The organism is Micromonospora deserti (genome assembly GCF_003236335.1).
Lineage (GTDB): Bacteria > Actinomycetota > Actinomycetes > Mycobacteriales > Micromonosporaceae > Micromonospora > Micromonospora deserti.
In genome coordinates this window covers 1-1543 of record NZ_POUB01000498.1, presented here as the reverse complement: position 1 = coordinate 1543, position 1543 = coordinate 1, and the positions used below count along the sequence as shown (strand labels likewise).

At 78.3% G+C, this 1543-nt stretch carries 2 protein-coding genes; both read left to right on the top strand.

Annotated elements, in window-relative coordinates:
• Positions 1 to 297: 297 nt before the first annotated feature.
• Positions 298 to 669, top strand: a complete 372-nt coding sequence (locus C1I99_RS31520) for a hypothetical protein (RefSeq protein ID WP_111137771.1) — start codon at positions 298 to 300, stop codon at positions 667 to 669.
• A 170-nt stretch (positions 670 to 839) separates the two neighbouring features.
• A partial coding sequence (locus C1I99_RS31515) for a hypothetical protein (protein ID WP_146604110.1) occupies positions 840 to 1543 on the top strand: 704 nt, incomplete at its 3' end.

Sequence of the window (1543 nt, the reverse complement as noted above, 5' to 3'; positions counted from 1 at the left end):
AAGGGGATGGGCAAGCTCGCCGCGATGGGCGCTCGCAAGCGCGCGATGGCGATGCCCGGCTACTGACCGTCCGCACACCCACCGGCGCCCCGCCGGCTGCCAGCGGCCCGACCGGCGTGCCGGCGAGGCGCAGGCAGCGGCGGAGGAGGTCGACGTCTGGCGCCGCTCGGCGCGCCCGCGGGGCGTCCGCCGGGCGGCGACCGGTGACCGACCCGGACCGGGGTGCGGGCGAGGGCATGACGCGGCCCGGGACGGGCAATCGAGTCCGGTACCGGCGGACCGACCAGTGAGGTGGCGATGACGGGGAACAGCGGACGCGGCGGTGGCGGGGGCGGGCGCGAACCGGAGGCGACCACCCCCTGGGTCACCCGGGACGGCCTGGACATGGAGCCGCCGTGGGGTGTGGGCGAGGACGACCCGATGGACGAGGGCAGCGAGGAGACCGCCGTGCCGGAGGGCCGGCGCGGCGAGCGGCGCGCCGGTGCGCCGGCGGGGCCGTCCGGCCCGGCGGGCCGGCACGGCTTCGGGTCGGTGGAACCCACCCGTACGCCGGCGGCCGGACCGGGCGCGCCGCCAGACCCGGCACCATCCCGGCGCCCTTTTCCGGACGACGCCGACGTCAACCAGCGGTCGCAGGACGCGTTGCGTACCCGGGGGCGGCGGTCCTGACCGGCGGCACCCTCCCACCCATGTCATTCAGTGGACCGCCGAACCGGACGATCGGCAACCGCTGGCGGATCGGGCGTCCCTGAGGAGTCCCCCGGCCCCTGCCGTTGTTGTCCCACGTCACACCGTGCGCGTGTGACGCCTCGTGGTCCGACGGCGCTGAGGGACACGAGATGAACGCACACCGGATGGACCAGGAGACCGCCGAGCGGCTGCTCGGCGGTCCCGTCGGCGACCCGTGGGACGGCCCGCGGTCGCTCGTGCTGCTCCTGACCGCGGTCCGCGCCGCTCCCCACGCCGGTGAGCTCGCCGGAGAGGCCGCCGCGGTGCGGGCGTACCAGCTGGCTCGGGCCGGCACGCCGCTGGGACAGCCAGGCCGCCCCCGGCGCGGGTTCACCCTCGCCGGCTTCGGCGCACGGGCCGCGCTGGCCAGTCTCGCGCTGGCCGCCACCGGCGGGGTGGCGCTGGCCGCGGCCGGCGGCGCGCTGCCGAACCCGTTGGCCCCGTCGGCACCCACCACCCCACCGGCCTCGTCGGCGCCGACCACGCCCGCCGCCACCCCCGGCGGCACCGGGCAGCGGTCCACGCCGTCGGCCGGGGTGGACGGACACCTCGATGCGCCCGCCTCGGTGGTCGGACTGTGCCGGACGTACCGCGCCGCCGCCAGCGTCGATCCGGGCCGGAGCCTGGACAACCCAGTCTTCGGGGACCTGATCAGCGCGGCCGGCGGCCGGGACGAGGTGAGCGACTACTGCGACCGGGTGCTGGCCGACGGCAGCGGCCCGACCCCGGCGGGGGGCACCCCGACCCAGCGGCCCGACACCGAGCCCTCCGCGCGGCCGACCGGCCGGCAAACCCAGCCAGCGCCGGCGCAGAC

Bases quoted from the DNA above. Each gene is read 5' to 3' on its own strand.
- C1I99_RS31520 (WP_111137771.1), top strand. From the start codon at position 298: ATGACGGGGAACAGCGGACGCGGCGGTGGCGGGGGCGGGCGCGAACCG.